1 pseudogene is annotated in these 17,661 nt (G+C 76.9%); it reads right to left on the reverse strand.

Annotated features, from left to right (window positions below):
• Positions 1-29: 29 nt before the first annotated feature.
• A pseudogene (locus ACTFAP_RS01245) lies at positions 30-17,615 on the reverse strand (type I polyketide synthase); the annotation flags it as partial.
• Between the last annotated feature and the right edge of the window lie 46 nt (positions 17,616-17,661).

Raw genomic sequence — 17,661 nt, forward strand, 5'->3', positions numbered from 1 at the left:
GGCGCCGACCGCGCCCGCCTCCCCCCTCCTCACCCCTGGCCGTACGCGTCGTCCAGGAAGGACAGCACCTCGTCCACGTCGACCCCGGTGCCGGCGTCGGTCCCCTCGGTATCGGGGCCGGGCCGGGCCGGCCGCTCGGCGTCGCGCCAGCGGGCGAGGAGTTCCTCCATGCGGGCGGCGATCGCGGCCCGTTCGGTGCCGGGTTCCAGGGCGGCGAGCCCGGCGCCCAGCCGGTCGAACTCGGCCGCCATGCCGTCGGTGCCGAGGCCGTCCGCGAGGTGCTCGGCGAGGGCGGCCGGCGTCGGATGGTCGAAGACCACCGTGCTCGTGAGCGGCAGTCCGGTCTCCTCGGCGAGCCGGGTGCGCAGTTCGACGGCGGAGAGCGAGTCGACGCCGAGTTCGAGGAAGCCGCGTTCGGTGTCGATGGCCGCGCCCGGGGCGTGTCCCAGGACGGCGGCGAGATGGCCGGCCACGCTCGCCAGCAGCGCCGCCGTCCGCTCGGCCCGCGGCAGCGCGGCGAACCGGTGCGGACGCGGGGTGTCGGCGGCCCCCGCCGCGGCGTTCGCCGCCCGGCGCGGCTTGGGCGGGGCCAGCTGCCGCAGAACGGCGGGCACCTGCTCGGCCCCGGCGCGCAGCGCGGCCGGGTCCAGCGCCACCGGGACGAGCAGCGGCTCCGGGTCGCCGAGCGCGGCGTCGAACAGCGCGAGCCCGTCGGCGGCGGACAGGGGCAGCACCCCGCGCCGGGCCATCCGGCGCAGGTCCACCTCGGTGAGCCGGCCGGCCATGCCGCCGTCCACCGACCACAGGCCCCAGGCCAGGGAGGTGGCGGGCAGGCCCTGCGCCCGGCGGTGCTGGGCCAGCGCGTCCAGGAACGCGTTGGCCGCGGCGTAGTTGCCCTGGGCCGGGCCGCCGATGACGCCGGAGCCGGAGGAGTACAGGACGAACGCGCCGAGTTCGGGACCGGTCAGCTCGTGCAGATGCGTGGCGGCGTCCACCTTGGCCCGCAGGACCCGGTCGACCTGCTGCTCGGTGAGCGAGGTGATGACCGCGTCGTCGTTGACGCCGGCCACGTGGACCACGGCGGTGACGCGGTGGGCGGCCAGGAGATCGGCCACGGACCGGCGGTCGGCCAGGTCGGCAGCCACCAGGGTCACCGAGGCGCCGAGGCGGGTGAGGCCGGCCACCAGGGTCTCGGCGCCGGGCGCGTCCGCGCCGCGCCGGCTGACCAGCAGCAGGTCGCGCACGCCGTGTTCGGTCACCAGGTGACGGGCCAGGAGGGTACCCAGGCCGCCGGTGGCGCCGCTGACCAGGACGGTGCCTGCCCACGGGTTGGCGCCGTTCGCGGTCGCGGTGCCGGGCGAGGACGGGGCGGGCGGCCGGTGCCGGACCAGCCGGGGCACGTGCCAGGCCGTCCCCCGCAGGGCGAGTTGCGGCTCGCCGGTGGCGAGCAGCGCGGGCACGGCCTCCTCCCCCGCCCCTTCGGGCAGGTCGGCGATGACGATCCGCTCGGGGTGCTCGGCCTGGGCGGTCCGCACCAGGCCCCACGCGGTCGCGGCGGCGGGGTCGGCCCCGGCGGCGGCCCCGCTGGTCAGCACGGTGAGCCGGGTCGGCGCGAGGACGTCCTGCGCCAGCCAGCCCTGGAGCATCCCCAGCAGGTGGGTGGTGGTGGCGCGGGCGGCCTCGGCGAGCGGCACCCCGGACGGGGGTGTGGCCCGGACCACGAGCGCGTCGGGGGCGGGGGCCCCGGCCCGTACGGCGGCGGCCAGTTCAGCGATGTCCTCGCGGTCGCGGGCGGTCGCGAGCGTCGGGGACACGCTGCCCGCGGGCGGGGTGGCTCCGGCGCCGGGCAGCGGGACCCAGTCCAGGCGCAGCATGGCGTCCCGGACGGGGTCGCGGTGCGTGGCGTAGTCGGCGTGGTCCACCGGTTCCGCGGCCACGTTCGCGGAGGCCACCGGCGCGCCCGCGGTGTCCGCGAGAAGCAGGTCGACGGTGCCGTCGTCCCGGGGGGTGGCGGTGATCCGCACGGTGGTGGCGCCGGTGGCGTACAGGCGCACCGCGCGCCAGCGGACCGGGAGTCCTGCGCCGGTCAGCTGGGTGGCGGCGGTGAGCAGCGCGGGGTGCAGGCCGTAGCCGTCGGGGGCGGTCTCCGGCGGCAGGACGGCTTCGGCGTACCGCGTCCCGTCGTCGTCCCGCCACACGGCACGCAGGGCGCGGAAGGCCGGTCCCGCGGTGATGCCGGCGGCGGTGAGGTCCTCGTACGCGCTCTCCACCGGCTGCGGTTCCGCGTGCGGGGGCCATACGGATCCGGCGGCGGGTTCCGGCGCGGCCGTGCCGCGCAGCACGCCGGAGGCGTGGCGGGTCCACGGCCCGTCGGCGACGCGGGCGTTGATCTCCACGTCCCGTGCGCTGTCCCGGTCGGGCCCGACCTGGACCTGGACGGTGGCCGTGGCGTTCTCGGGCAGGATCAGCGGGGCGTGCACGGTGAGTTCGTCCAGCGTGTCGCGGTCTGCCTCCAGGCCGCCGCGCAGCGCCAGTTCGGCCAGGGCCGACGGCGGGACGGTGACCACGCCGAGCACGGTGTGGTCGGCGAGCCACGGATGGCTGCCGGTGGCGAGCGTGCCGGTGAGCAGCACGCTGTCGCCGCCGCCGGGCCGCAGCGCCGCGGAGACGATGTCGTGGCCGGTCGCCTCCAGTCCCGCGGCGCCGAGGTCGCCGGTGCGGCGCCCGGCGGACAGCCAGTAGTGCTCGTGCTGGAAGGCGTAGGTGGGCAGGTCGACGGGGGCGCCGGCGGGCAGCACGGCGGACCAGTCGACGGCGGCGCCGTGGACGTGCAGCCGGCCCAGGGCGGTGAGGGCGGAGCGGGTCTCGGGGGTGTCCCTGCGCAGCAGGGAGGTGGCGAGGACCGGTTCACCGGCCAGGCAGTCGTCGACGGCCGCGGTCAGCGCCGCGTCGGGTCCCAGCTCCAGGAAGACGGTGCTTCCCAGCTCCCGCGCCGCGCGGATCCCGCCGGCGAACCGGACGGGTTCGCGCAGATGGCGGACCCAGTGGTCGGCCGGCGAGGCGAGGTTGGCGGCGGTCATGGGCGCCCCGGTGAGGTTGGAGATCAGCGGGATGCGCGGCGGGTGGTGCCGTACCCGGCCGGCGACGTGCCGGAACTCCCGCGTCACCGGGTCCATGAGGGCGGAGTGGAAGGCGTGGCTCACCCGCAGTGTCCGGGTGCGGTGGCCCCGGTCGCTCAGGGTGGCGGCCAGGCCGAGCACCGCCTCGCGGTTGCCGGAGACGACCACGGAGGTGGGGCCGTTGACGGCGGCGATGTCCACCGGTGCGCCGTCGTGGTCGGCGAGGGCGGCGCGTACCTCCTCCTCGGACGCCCGGACGGAGACCATCGCTCCGCCCTCGGGAAGCGCCTGCATCAGCCGGCCGCGGGCGGCGACGAGCGCCGCCGCGTCGGGCAGGGTGAGGACGCCGGCGACGTGGGCCGCGACGAGTTCGCCGATGGAGTGCCCCAGCACCTGATCGGGGGTCACCCCCCAGGACTCGACCAGCCGGAAGAGGGCGACCTCCACGGCGAACAGCACGGGCTGGGCCCAGCCGGTGGTGTCGAGCGCGGCGGCCTCGGGGGTGTCCGGGGCGGCGAACGCGATGTCGCGCAGCGGACGGTCCAGGTGCGGGTCCAGGGCGGCGCAGACCTCGTCGAAGGCGTGGGCGAAGGCGGGGTGGCGGTCGTACAGTTCGCGGCCGGCTCCGGCGCGTTGCGCGCCCTGGCCGGTGAACAGCACCGCGAGTCCGCCGCGGCGGGCCTCGCCCCGTAGCAGGGCCGGGTGGGTGCCGTCCGCCGCGAGGGCGCGGACGGCCTCCGCCAGGGTGCCGGGGTCCTCGCCGATGACGGCCGCCCGGTGGGCGAGCGCGGCCCGGCCGGTGGCCAGGGCGTGCGCGATGTCGCGGGCGGGGCCGGTGGTGGTCACGGCGGACAGCCGGGCCGCCTGGGCGCGCAGGGCGTCCGGGGTGTGGCCGGAGAGCAGCCAGGCGACCGGGCCGGGGGCGCTGTCGGCGGGCGGCTCGGGGGCCGGGTCCTGGGGGGCGGGGGCGGGCGGGGCCTGTTCGAGGATGACGTGCGCGTTGGTGCCGGAGACGCCGAAGGAGGACACCCCGGCCAGACGCGGCCGGTCCCCCGTCTCCCAGGGCCTTGCCTCGGTGAGCAGTTCGACCGCGCCGGCCGTCCAGTCCACCTCGGGCGTCGGCTCGTCCACGTGCAGGGTGGCCGGCAGCACGCCGTGCCGCATCGCCAGGACCATCTTCATGATGCCCGCCACGCCCGCGGCGGCCTGGGTGTGGCCGATGTTGGACTTGATCGAGCCGAGCCACAGCGGCTGTTCGCGGTCCTGGCCGTAGGTGGTCAGCAGCGCCTGGGCCTCGATGGGGTCGCCGAGCCGGGTGCCGGTGCCGTGCGCTTCCACCGCGTCCACCTGGGAGGGGGCGACGCCGGCCGACCTGAGCGCGTCGCGGATCACGCGTTGCTGGGAGGGCCCGTTGGGGGCGGTGAGGCCGTTGGAGGCGCCGTCCTGGTTGACGGCGCTGCCGCGTACGACGGCCAGCACCTGGTGGCCGTTGCGGCGCGCGTCGGAGAGCCGCTCCAGGACGAGGACGCCGGCGCCCTCGCCCCAGGCGGTGCCGTCGGCGGCGGCGGAGAACGCCTTGCAGCGGGCGTCCGGGGCGAGTCCGCGCTGGCGGCTGAAGTCGACGAAGGGTTCGGGGCCCGCCATCACGGTGACGCCGCCGGCCAGGGCCAGGGAGCACTCCTCGGTGCGCAGCGCCTGGGCCGCCAGGTGGAGTGCGACCAGCGAGGAGGAGCACGCGGTGTCCACGGTGACCGCGGGGCCCTCGAGACCGAGGCTGTAGGCGATGCGCCCGGAGACGACGCTGGCGGAGTTGCCGGTGCCCAGATAGCCCTGGATGTCGTCGGGCACGGTCTCCAGCCGGGCGGCGTACTGGCCGCCGTTGGTGCCGGCGAACACGCCCGTACGGCTGCCGCGTACCGACGCCGGGTCGATGCCGGCGCGCTCCAGCGCCTCCCAGGAGACCTCCAGCAGCTGCCGCTGCTGCGGGTCCATCGCCAGGGCCTCGCGCGGGGAGATCCCGAAGAACCCCGCGTCGAACCCGGCCGCCGCGTCCAGGAAGGATCCGGCCCGCACATAGGTACGGCCGGGCTTGCCGGGTTCCGGGTCGTACAGCGCGGCCACGTCCCAGCCGCGCTCCTCGGGGAAGTCGCCGACGGTGTGGCGGCCTTCGGCGACCAGGTGCCACAGGTCCTCCGGCGAGGTGACCCCGCCGGGGAAGCGGCAGCTCATGCCGACGATCACGATGGGGTCCTCGCCGGTGGCCGGTCCGGTGTCCGTCTCCCGGGTGACGACGGTGTCCGAGCCGGGTGCCAGGCCGAGCAGATGGGCGGCCAGTTCGTCAGGGGTCGGGTAGTCGAAGACGAGGGTGGCCGGGAGCGGCAGGCCGGTGGCGGTGGCCAGCCGGGAGCGCAGTTCGACGGCGGTCAGCGAGTCGAAGCCGAGGTCGCGGAAGGGCTTCCACGGTTCGACCTCGGCGGCCGAGGCGAGCGCGAGGACGGCGGCGATCTCGGCGCGCACCACCTCGCCGACGACCGCCGCGCGGGCGGCCGGGGCGCTGTCGCGCAGGCGGGACCACAGGGAGGGTTCGGCGTCCTCGGTCTCCGGCTTGGCCGCGAACGCGGCGAGCAGCGGGCTGCGGCGGGCGGCGGTGAACGCGGGCAGGAAGCGGTCCCAGTCGATGTCGCCGATGACCGTGACCGCGGCGCCGCTCTCCACGGCGCCGATCATCGCGTCCAGGGCGCGGTCGGGCCGCATGGCGATGCCGCCGTCGCGGCGCAGCCGGTCCAGGACCAGCGGGTTGTCGGCCATGCCGCCTCCCGCCCAGCCGCCCCAGGCGATGGAGGTGGCGGGCAGGCCCAGGGCCCTGCGCTGTTCGGCCAGCGCGTCCAGGTGGGCGTTGGCGGCGGCGTAGTTGCCCTGGCCGGCCCCGCCGACCGCGCCGGCGAACGCCGAGAACAGGATGAACGCCGTCAGCGGCTGACCGGCGGTCAGCTCGTGCAGATGCCGCGCGGCGTCGGCCTTGACCGGCAGGACCCGGTCGAAGGCGTCGGCGTCCAGGGACTCCAGGACACCGTCCGCGAGCACACCGGCCGTGTGCACCACCGTGGTGAGCGGGTGCTCCGCCGGGATGCCGGCCAGGACGGCGGCCAGGGCCGCGCGGTCGGAGACGTCGCAGGCGGTGAGCGTGACGGTGGCGCCGAGTTCCTCGAGTTCCCGTACGAGATCGGCCGCGCCGGGGGCGGCGGGGCCGCGGCGGCCGAGCAGGACCAGGTGGCGGGCGCCCTCGGCGGCGAGGCGGCGGGCGACGTGCGCGCCCAGCGCGCCGGTGCCGCCGGTGATCACGGCGGTGCCCTCGGGGCGCCAGGCGGTGCCGGTGTGCCGGGGCGCGCGGACCAGACGGCGGGCGAGCAGGCCCTGCTCGCGCACCGCGAGCTGGTCCTCCCCCGTGCCGCCGCCGATCGCCGCGCACACCAGGTCCCAGGCGGCGTCGCCGGGTTCGGCCGGCAGGTCGATCAGGCCGCCCCAGCGGTCGGGGTGTTCGAGCGCGGCGACCCGGCCGAGCCCCCACACCTGGGCCTGGGCAGGGTCGATGACCGGTTCCACGGCGCCCCGGGTGAGGGTCCACAGCGGCACGTCGGTGTGGCCGAGCAGGCGGGCGGTGGCGGCCAGCGAGTCCGCCGGGCGCAGGCCGGCCAGCGGCAGCAGCGAGATGACGCCCCGGGCGTCCAGCTCCGGCAGCGCGGCGGCGGTGCCGGCCGGTATCAGGACCGGGTGGGCGCCGTTGCGTCGCAGCGCGCGGGCGCAGGAGCGGGCCGTCTCGTCGTCCTGCCGCCCGTCCCCGACGACGATCGCCCAGGTGCCGTCGCGGAGGGTGCCCGGTGCGGCCACCGGTTCCCAGCTGACGGCGTAGCGCCAGGACGCGGTGGTGTCCTGCCGGGAGCGCCGCCAGCCGGTCAGGGAGGGCAGGAGTTCGCTCAGCGCGGCGCGGTTGCCGTTCAGCTGGAGCATCTCCGCCAGCCCGTCGGTGTCGAGCCGGTCGACGGCGGACCAGAACGGGTCGCTCTCGGCGGGCGTCTCGGGCCACCAGTGGCGGCTGCGCTGGAAGGCGTAGGTGGGCAGCGGCACGGTGCGGGCCGGGCGCAGCACGGCCTCGCGGTCCCAGGCGGCGCCGCGCACGTGGAGTGCGGCGAGCGCGCCCATCAGCGCCGCGGACGCGGGGCGGTCGGAGCGCTGTACGGGCACCGCCACGATGTCCTCGCGGCCGCCGTGGCCGGTGACGTGCGCGGTGAGGGAGGCGGCGGGGCCGATGTCGAGGAAGGTGCGGGCGCCGGCGGCGACGAGGGTCTCGACCGCGTCGCCGAACCGTACCGCGTGCCGCAGCTGGCCGGTCCAGTAGGCGGCGGACAGCGGCTCGTCCTCGATCCGGGCTCCGGTGACGGTGGAGATCAGCGGGATTCGGGGCCGCCCGGGTGTCAGCGCGGCGGCGGCGGCGCTGAACTCCGCCAGCACGCCGTCGGCGTGCGGGGAGTGGAAGGCGCGGTTCACCCGCAGCCGGGTGGTGCGCACGCCCCGGCGGGTCCACTCCTCGGCGACGGCGGCGACCGCGTCCGCGTCGCCGGAGACGACGGTGGCGGCCGGCCCGTTGACGGCGCCGATCACGACGGTGTCGCCCAGGCCCTCCAGGGAGGCGCGCACCTCGTCCTCGGCGGCCCGGACGGACACCATGGCGCCGCCGGACGGCATCTCCCCCATGAGCCGGCCACGGGTGGCGACCAGGGAGACGGCGTCGGGCAGGGACCACACGCCGGCGGCGTGCGCGGCGGACAGTTCGCCGATGGAGTGGCCGGCGACCCAGGCGGGGCGCACCCCCCAGTGCGTCAGCTGCCGGTACAGAGCGATGTGCACGGCGAACAGGCCGGCCTGGGTGTAGGCGGTGTGCTGGAGCAGTTCGGCGTCCGGGGTGCCCTCGGCGGCGAAGAGCACATCGCGCAGCGGACGGTCCAGATGGGGGCCGAAATGCTCGCAGATCTCGTCCAGGGCCGCGGCGAACACCGGGTGTTCGGCGTGCAGGTCGCGGCCCATGCCGGGCCGCTGGCTGCCCTGTCCGGAGAAGAGGAAGGCGGGTTCGCGCCCGGTGTCGGTGGCGAGCGCGGTGTACAGGTGCGCGGCGGGGGTGCCGTCGGCGACGGCGCGCAGACCGGTGAGGGCCTCTTCCCGGTCGCGGGCGACGATCGCCGCCCGGTGCGGCAGGCTCGCCCGGGTGGTGGCCAGGGACAGCGCGATGTCGGGGGCGGTGGCGGAGGGTCGCGCGGCGAGGTGGTCGGCGAGCCGGCCGGCCTGGGCGCGCAGTGCGGCGGGGGTGGCGCCGGACAGCACCCAGGGCAGCGGACGCGGCGGGGCGGGTTCGTGGTCGGGTGCCGCGCTGTCGGCCGGGGCGGGGGCGGCCTGTTCGAGGATGACGTGGGCGTTGGTGCCGGAGACGCCGAAGGAGGAGACACCGGCGCGCCGGGGCCGGTCGCCGCTGTCCCAGGTCCTGGCCTCGGTGAGCAGTTCGACCGCGCCGGCCGTCCAGTCGACCTCGGTGGTCGGCTCGTCCACGTGCAGGGTCTTCGGCAGCAGCCCGTGCCGCAGGGCGAGCACCATCTTCATGACCCCGGCGACCCCGGCGGCGGCCTGGGTGTGCCCAATGTTCGACTTCACCGACCCGAGCCACAGCGGGCCTTCGCGGTCCCTGCCGTAGGTGGCCAGCAGTGCCTGGGCCTCGATGGGGTCGCCCAGGACGGTGCCGGTGCCGTGCGCCTCCACGGCGTCGATGTCGGCGGCGGTGAGGCCGGCGGAGCGCAGGGCGTCGCGGATGACGCGCTGCTGGGAGGGGCCGTTGGGGGCGGTCAGGCCGTTGGAGGCGCCGTCCTGGTTGACGGCACTGCCGCGCAGCACCGCCAGCACCTCGTGGCCGTTGCGCCGCGCGTCGGAGAGCCGTTCGACCAGCAGCATGCCGACGCCCTCGCCCCAGCCGGTCCCGTCGGCGGAGGAGGAGAACGCCTTGCAGCGGCCGTCGGCGGCGAGCCCGCCCTGCCGGCTGAACTCGATGAACGCGCCGGGGGTGGACATGATGGTGACCCCGGCGACCAGCGCGGCGGTGCACTCGCCGGCCCGCAGGGACTGCGCGGCCAGGTGGAGCGCGACCAGCGAGGAGGAGCACGCGGTGTCCACGGTGACCGCGGGGCCCTCCAGGCCGAGGTAGTACGCGATCCGGCCGGACATCACGCTGACCGCGCTGCCGGTGATGAGGTAGCCCTCGCCGCCGCGCCGCGCTCCGTCCAGCAAGGTGGTGTAGTCCTGGCCGTTGCTGCCGACGAAGACGCCCATCTTCGCCCCGCGCAGCGAGGTCGGGTCGATGCCCGCGCTCTCCAGCGCCTCCCAGCCGGTCTCCAGCAGCAGGCGCTGCTGCGGGTCCATGGCCATGGCCTCGCGGGGCGAGATGCCGAACAGGCCGTGGTCGAACTCGGCGGCCTCGTAGAGGAAGGCGCCGTGCCGGGTGGAGGTGGTGCCGGAGTGGCGCGGATCGGGGTGGTACAGCTCGTCCACCCGCCAGCCGCGGTCGGTGGGGAAGCCGGCGACCGTGTCCCGTTCCTCGACGAGCAGTTGCCACAGCGCCTGGGGGTCGCTGACGCCGCCGGGGAAGCGGCAGCTCATCGCCACGATGGCGATCGGGTCGTCGTCGGCCGGCGCGGCGGGGGCGGGCGGGGCGGCGGCGCCCGAGGGGTCGGGGGTGTCGGGGGCGCCGAAGAGTTCGGTGAGCAGTTGGGCGGCGAGGGCGGTCGGCGTCGGGTGGTCGAAGACCAGGGTGGCGGGCAGCCGCAGTCCGGTGACGGTCTGCACCCGGTTGCGCAGCTGGACGGCGGTCAGCGAGTCGAAGCCGAGCGCCTTGAAGGAGATGTCGGCGCCCACGTCCTCGGGCGAGGAGTGGCCGAGCACGGTGGCCGCGGCGCTTCTGACCAGCGAGAGCGCCTCGCGGTGCCGCTCGGGGCCGGCCAGCGGGCGCAGCCGGGCGGCGAGCGCGCCGTCCTCCGGCGCGGTCGTGGCGGCGGCCCGCCGGCGGCGTACTCCGCCGAGCAGACCGTGCAGCAGGACCGGGGCGCCGCCAGACCGGTGCCGGGTGCGCAGCGCGTCCAGGTCGAGCCGTACCGGGACGACCGCCGTGTCGGTACCGGCGAGTGCGGCGTCGAACAGGGCGAGGCCGTCGTCGGAGGTCAGCGGGGCGATGCCGCCGGTGGACAGCCGGCGCAGATCACCGTCGTCCAGGTGGCCCGCCATCCGGCTGCGTTCGGCCCACAGGCCCCAGGCCAGCGCGCGGGCGGGCAGCCCCGCCGCGCGCCGCTGGTGGGCGAGGCCGTCCAGGAACGCGTTGGCCGCCGCGTAGTTGGACTGTCCCGCGGTGCCCAGGACACCGGCCAGCGAGGAGTACAGGACGAACGCGGACAGCTCGTGACCTGCGGTCAGTTCGTGCAGGTGCAGTGCGGCATCCGCCTTGACCCGCAGCACGGCCTCCAGACGCTCGGGGGTCATCGACTCGACGACGCCGTCGTCGATGGCGCCGGCCGCGTGGATGACGCCGGTGAGCGGGTGGGCGCCGGGCACGGTGGCGAGCACCTGGGCGAGGGCGTCGCGGTCGGCGACGTCGCACGCCAGGATCGCCACCTCGGCGCCGGCCGCGCCGAGTTCGGCGGCCAGGTCGGCGGCGCCGGGCGCTTCCGGGCCCTGCCGGCTGACCAGCAGCAGATGGCGCACCCCGTGCGCGGTGACCAGATGACGGGCCAGGGCGCTGCCGAGGGTGCCGGTACCGCCGGTGACCAGGACGGTGCCGTCCGCGGCGAACGCCGGCTCGCGGCTCGCGGCGGGCGGGGCGGCGTCGGCCAGCCGGGGGATGAGCGCCGCGCCGCCCCGCAGGGCCAGTTGCGGTTCGCCGGTGGCGACGGCGTCGTTGACGTCGCCGGCGGCGGCGCGGCCGTCGGTGTCGACCAGGACGAACCGGTCGGGGTGTTCGGACTGGGCGGCCCTGACGAAGCCCCAGACGGCGGCCCCGACCGGGTCGGCGGCCGGGTCGTCCCGGCCGGTGCGGACCGCGCCGCTGGTGGTGATCACCAGCCGGGTAGCGGGGTCGCGGGACTCGGCGAGCCAGCTGCGGACCGCGTCCAGCGCCCGCCGGGTGGCCTCGCGGACGGCCGCCGCTGGGTCGCCGGACGGGGCCGGCGGGAAGTCGGCGAAGGTCAGGGCTTCGGCGGCGGGGCCGTCGCCCCCGGTGGCCGGGGACCAGCGCGTGACCAGCAGCCGCCCGCCGCCGGTGGCGGCCGTGCGGGTGGCGCCGAGCCGCACGGAGCGGGCGGTGAACACCGGTGCGCCGCCCGCGTCCACGGCGGTCAGGGTGTGCTCCTGGCCGTCGCCGTCGCCACCCCCGGGAGCGGTGGCGGTGCGGGTCACGCGCAGCGCGGTGGCTCCGGTGGCGTGCAGGCGTATCCCGGACCAGGACACCGCGTCGCCGGGCAGCGCGGCCTCCAGCAGCAGCGGGTGCAGACCGTAGCCCTCGGCGGACACGCCGTCCGGCAGCGCGATCTCCTCGGCCCCGGCGCCGGCGGTGTCCGAGCCGGTCGCGCCGGGCGGCCCCGCAGGGTCGGGGTGGGCCAGCACCCCGGTGGCGTACGCGCTCCACGGTCCGTCGTCGGGCGCGGTGTGCACGGCGAACGCGCGGGTGCCCTCCCGCTCCGGACGTACCGTCACCTGGATCCGTACGCTCCCGCGCTCGGGCAGCACCGGCGGGGTGTCCAGGGTCAGGGAGCGGATCTCGGCGAGGCCGACCTCGTCACCGGCGCGCACCGCCAGTTCCACGGCGAGGGCGGACGGTACGGGTCCTGGCACCAGCCACGGGTGTTCCCGTACGCCGAGCCGGCCGGTGAGCAGCACCCCGCCGTCGCCGGCCAGTTGCACGGCGGCGCCGAGCAGGGGATGGCTGGTCGCGGTCAGGCCGAGCCCGTCGGCGTCGCCGGGGGCGGCCGGGGAGAGCAGCCAGTAGTCCTTGTGCTGGAAGGGGTAGGTGGGCAGGTCGACGGCGGAGCGGGCGGGCGGCAGCACCGCCTGCCAGTCCACGTCGAGCCCGGCGGTGTGCGCCTCGGCGGCGGCGCCGGCCAGCCGCTCCTGGCCACCGTGGTCGCGGCGCAGGGTGGCGAGCACCGCGCCGGGGACCCTGGCGTCGTCCAGGATCTCCTGGAGCGCGGGGCCCAGCACCGGGTGCGGGCTGATCTCCAGGAACGCGGTGTGCTCGGCGGCGAGCAGCGCGGTGACGGCCTGGTGGAAGCGGACCGGCTCGCGGACGTTGCGGTACCAGTAGTGGGTGTCGAGGGCGTCGCCGGCGAACCTGCCGCCGGTGACCGTGGAGTAGAACGGCACCGTGCCGGCCAGCGGCCGTACCGGCGCCAGGACCTCCAGCAGGTGCTCGCGCACCGCCTCCACCTGGGCGGAGTGTCCGGCGCCGTTGGCCCCGGTGACGCGCCGGACGCGGATGTCGTCGGCCTCCAGCGCGAGGACGAACTCCTCGACGGCATCCGCGTCGCCGGAGACGGTGACGGAGGCCGGGCCGTTGACGGCGGCGACCGACACCCGGCCCTCCCCGTCCCGCAGCCGCTCGTTCACCGCCTCCTCGGAGAGCCGGACGGCGGCCATGGCCCCGCGCGTGGTGAGCGTGGTCCAGGCCTTGCCGCGCAGGGCGACGATCCGCACCGCGTCCGGCAGCGTGAGGGCGCCGGCCACGTACGCGGCGGCGATCTCCCCCTGGCTGTGGCCGACGACGGCGGCGGGCAGCACGCCGCGCGAGCGCCACACCTCGGCGAGCGAGACCATGACGGTGAACAGCACGGGCTGGATCACATCGAGGCGCTTGAGGTCCGGTGCGCCCTCCGCGCCGGTCAGCACGTCGAGCACGGACCAGTCGGTGTACTCGGCGAAGGCATCCGCGCAGCGGTGCACGCTGTCCCGGAACACCGGGGAGGTGGCGAGGAGTTCGCGGGCCATGGCGGGCCACTGGGAGCCCTGCCCGGGGAAGACGAACACGGCGCGCCGGTCGGCGCCGGCGGTCCCGTGCGCGACGCCGGGGGCCGGGTCGCCCGCGGCCACGGAGTCCAGGTCGCGCAGCAGCGCGTCCCGGTCCTTGCCGGTGACCACGGCGCGGTACGGGAAGCGGGTGCGGGCGAGCAGGGCGTGGCCGACGTCGGCGGGCCGCGGTGCGGGGTCCGCGCGCAGGTGCGCGGCGAGCGCGGCGGCCTGGGCGCGCAGCGCGCCGGGGGTGCGTGCCGACAGCGGCCAGGCGGCGACCGCGTCCGTCTCGCCGGGGGCGGGGCCGGTTTCGGTGTCGCGGGCGGCCGGGGCGGGTTCCCGGTCCCCCTGCTCGATGATGACGTGGGCGTTGGTGCCGCTCACGCCGAAGGAGGAGACGGCGGCGCGGCGCGGCCGGTCCCCGCTCCCCCACGGTGTGGCCTCGGTGATCAGCCGTACGGTGCCGGGTGACCAGTCGACGTGCGGGGTGGGGGCGTCGGTGTGCAGGGTGGGGGGCAGCACCCCGGCCCGCATGGCGAGCACCATCTTGATGACGCCGGCCACTCCGGCGGCGGCCTGGGTGTGCCCCAGGTTGCCCTTGACGGAGCCGAGCAGCAGCGGCGGACCGGTCCGTTCGTGGCCGTAGGTGGCCAGGACGGCGTTGGCCTCGATCGGGTCGCCGAGCGGGGTTCCGGTGCCGTGTGCCTCCACGGCGTCGACCTCGGAGCCGGTGAGCCCGGCGGTGGCCAGGGCCCGCTGGATCACCCGCTGCTGTGCCGGGCCGCTCGGCGCGGTGAGTCCGTTGCTCGCGCCGTCGGAGTTGACGGCCGAGCCGCGCAGGACGGCGAGCACGCGGCGTCCTGCGCGCCGTGCCGAGGAGAGCCGTTCCAGCAGCAGGACGCCCACGCCCTCGCCCCACACGGTGCCGTCGGCGGCGGCGGCGAACGGCTTGCAGCGGTCGTCGGGGGCCAGCACCCGCTGCTGGCTGAAGTCGACGAAGACCTCCGGCGTGGACATCACCGCGACGCCGCCGGCGATGGCCAGATCGCACTCGCCGCGGCGCAGTGCCGCCGCCGCCATGTGCAGGGCGACCAGGGAGGAGGAACAGGCGGTGTCGACGGTGACCGCCGGGCCCTCCAGGCCGAGGGTGTACGCCACCCGGCCGGAGAGCACGCTGCCCGCGCTGCCGGTGCTGAGGTAGCCCTCGACCTCCTGCGGCACCTGGGTCAGCCGGGCGCCGTAGTCGTGGAACATCGCCCCGGCGAACACTCCGGTGTCGCTGCCGCGCAGCGACTCGGGGTCGATGCCGGCCCGTTCGAAGACCTCCCAGACCACTTCGAGCAGGACGCGCTGCTGCGGGTCCATCGCGAGGGCCTCGCGGGGGTTGATGCCGAAGAAGGGGGCGTCGAAGCCAGCGGCGCCGCGCAGGAATCCGGCGGCCTTGGCGTAGGTGGTGCCGGGCGTGTCGGGGTCGGGGTCGTACAGCCGGTCGAGGTCCCAGCCCCGGTCGTCGGGGAAGGGGGACATGGCGTCCCGCTCCTGGATCAGCAGCCGCCACAGGTCCTCGGGGGAGCCGACTCCGCCGCCGTAGCGGCAGTTCAGCCCGACGATGACCACCGGGTCCTCGGCGTCGTCCGCCGGCGCGGTGGCGGCCGCAGGACGGGCCGGGGTGTCGCGGCCGGGCGTGGCCGGGTCCAGGAGCGCGCGGACGTGGGCGGCGAGCGCGGCGGCGGTGGGGTGGTCGAAGGCGACGGTGGGCGGCAGCGCGCAGCCGGTCAGGGCGACGACCCGGTTGCGCAGTTCCAGGGCGATGGCCGAGCTGACACCCAGGTCCCGGAAGGCGGTGGTCTCGGGGACGCGGGCGCCGCGCGGCTGCCCCAGGACGGCGGCGGCCTCCGCCGCGATGGCCCGGCGCAGCCGTCGTTCGCGCTCGGCCGGGTCGGTGTCGGTGAACGGTTGCGCGGCGGCGCGCGGCACGGGGCGCAGCACGGCGGGGAGTTCGGCGGCCGGCGGCGCGGGCAGCTGGGCGCGGAGCGCGAGGAGTTGCGCGTCGACGGCGCCGAAGGCGGCGTCCAGGGCGTCGGCGGTGTCCTGGGCGGACAGCGGGGCGACGGCCGGGCCCCAGCTCGCGGTGCGCGGGCCGTGTCCGAGATGGACGGCGCGGTGGCCGTCGGCGAGCGCGGCGGCGACGAGGGCGGCGCGGAACGCGGCGGCGGCTGCCCGGTGGGGCGGTCCCGCGACACCGACGACCGGTGCCGCGGTGTCCAGCACGATCAGCGACCCGCCCGGGACGGGTGCGCGCAGCAGTTCCCAGGCCCGTTCGTAGTCCTGGTCGCCCGGCACGTACAGCACGGTGGCCGGGCCGGCCGGCGCCTCGTCGAGGAGGGTGGTGGCGCCGCGCCGGGCGGTGAGGTGGGCCAGGACGTCCGGGCCGGCCTCTCCGATGACCGCGACGGGGCCCTCGACGGGCCGGTGCAGGGCGGGGGCGGGCGCGGTGGGCACCAGCCGGGGCACCAGGAACGTGGAGCCGCGCAGGGCGAGCTGGGGTTCGCCGGTGGCCAGGGCGGCGCGCAGTGTGTGCTCGTCCGGGGCGGCCGCCGGTTCGATGTCCAGCAGCACGGTCCGGCCGGGGTCGGCGCTCTGTATGCCGCGTACCAGTCCCCACACGGCGGCCCCCGCGGGGTCGGGCCGTTCGGTGCCCGTGGTGGCGACGGCGCCCCGGGTCAGGACGACGTGCGGCGCCCGGTCCGCGTGCTGGCGCAGCGCGGCGTCGGTCCATTCGACCAGTTCCCGGGTGGCGGCGGGGCCGGTGGCGGCGGGCACGGTGAGGAGTTGGTACGCGGGGGCCGGCTGCGCGGGGACGGGCGGGCTCAGCGGTGACCAGTCGACGCGGCGCAGCGCGCCGTGCCGGGCGGGGCCGGTGGCGAGCAGCAGGGAAGGGGTGCCGGCGAGTGCGCGGCGGCGGACCTTGCCGGAGGAGGTGCGCGGCACGGCGGGGATCTCGTGCAGTTCCTCGGGGACCTTGTAGGCGGACAGCCGCTCACGGCACAGGGTGAGCAGCGCGGCCGGGTCGGGGCGGTCGGCGGGGTCGGTGACCAGGTAGGCGGCGACGACCTCGCCGAGTTCGTCGTGCGGGGCGCCGGTGACGGCCACGTCGATGACCCCGGGGGCGGCACGCAGCACGTCCTCGACCTCGCCGGGGTTGACGTTCTCACCGCCGCGGATCACCAGGTCCTTGGCACGGCCGGTGACGGTCAGCCGTCCCTCGGTGTCGAAGCGGGCCAGGTCGCCGGTGTGGTACCCGCCGCCGGCCAGGGCCTCGGCGGTCTCCTGGGGCCTGCCGTGGTATCCGGTCATCAAACTGGGTCCGGCGACGAGCACTTCGCCCTCTTCGCCCGCCGGCAGTTCGGCTCCGGTCCCGGTGTCGACGACCCGGACCGACAGGCCCGGCACCGGCCGTCCGCAGGTGCCGTCCCCCGCGGTGTCGCCGGGGGCCGAGGTGGTGATCGCGCCGCAGGTCTCGGTGCTGCCGTAGCTGTCGACCAGCCGTACGCCGTAGGCCCGGTGGAACGCGGCGCGCAGTTCGGCGCTCGCGACGGCGCCCGTGCACAGGCACAGCCGCAGGGAGGTGGCGGTGCCGGCGGCGGCGGTGCCGAGCAGCCGGTGGTAGAGGGTGGGCACTCCGGCGAGCACCGTGTGGGTGCCGTCGCGCAGGGCGGCGGCGATGACCTCCGTGTCGAACCCGGCCACGATGGTGGCGGAGGCTCCGGTGGCGGTGGTGCCGAGCACGCACAGGATGTGGGACAGGCTGTGGAACATCGGCAGCGGCCACATCAGCCGGTCGCTCTCGGACAGTCCGAGGACTCCGGTGTAGCACTGCTGGACGGTCCACAGGCAGGAACGCTGGGTGGAGAGCACCCCTTTGGGGCGGCCGGTGGTGCCGGAGGTGTACAGCAGCCAGGCGGTGTCGTCCAGGCCCAGGTCGTCACGGGCGGGTTCGGCGGGGTCGGTGGTGGCCAGGTCCTCGTAGGAGGGGCCGGGGACCGGGTCGGCGCCGGTCCGCTCGCCGATCAGCACGACGGCGAGATCGCGTCCGGCCAGCACCCGGGCGAACCGGGGGGCCTCGGCGGCGTCGAGCAGCAGGGCGCGGGCGCCGCTGTCGTCCAGGAAGTGGGTCAGCTCGTCCTCGGTGGCGCGCGGGTCCACGGGTACGCCGACGGCTGCGGCCCGGGTCACCGCGAGGTAGCTCTCCGCGGTTTCGGCCCGGTTGCCCGCGCACAGCACGACGCGGTCGCCGCGCGCCACACCGAGGGCGGCCAGATGTCCGGCGACGCGGGCGGTGCGCCGTTCGATCCCGGCCCAGCCGATCGCGCGCCGGGCGTCCTCGAACGCGACTGTGTCACCCAGGCGTTCGGCGTTTCGCAGCACACTTTCCGACACACCTCGAACGACCGGG

The sequence above is a fragment of the Streptomyces sp. PH9007 genome, assembly GCF_059813725.1.